This is a genomic window from Carboxylicivirga mesophila, from assembly GCF_018271975.1.
GTDB lineage: Bacteria > Bacteroidota > Bacteroidia > Bacteroidales > Marinilabiliaceae > Carboxylicivirga > Carboxylicivirga mesophila.
The window spans coordinates 1-389 of sequence record NZ_JAGUCN010000084.1 but is presented as its reverse complement, the minus strand read 5'-3'; the positions used below and the strand labels follow the sequence as shown (position 1 = coordinate 389).

Genomic DNA, 389 nt, shown 5'->3' with positions numbered 1-389 from the left:
AAGGCTACAGTGGATGCTGTTGAAAAAGCCATTGCCACAGTGGGGCACGATACAGAGCACCACAAAGCCGATGATGAGGTATACGATAACCTGCACGGCTGTTGTAAGTATGAAAGATTGGGAGAACCTGCAATTAAAGAAATGCCTGCAGCGCAGTCAAAGCATGCCATGGTTAAAGTAGCTGGTAACTGCGGTATGTGTCAGGAACGCATAGAAGAAGCTGCTCTTTCGGTGGAAGGTGTGACATCGGCCAAATGGGATAAGGACACCAAAATGCTGCACCTGAATTATGGAGGTAAGGCTACAGTGGATGCTGTTGAAAAAGCCATTGCCACAGTGGGGCACGATACAGAGCACCACAAAGCCGATGATGAGGTATACGATAACCT

General features: G+C 48.1%; 1 protein-coding gene. It reads left to right on the top strand.

Annotated elements, in window-relative coordinates; genetic code table 11:
- Nucleotides 1-389: heavy-metal-associated domain-containing protein (locus KEM09_RS21855; RefSeq protein ID WP_425305779.1), on the top strand; the 389-nt coding region annotated here is incomplete at both ends.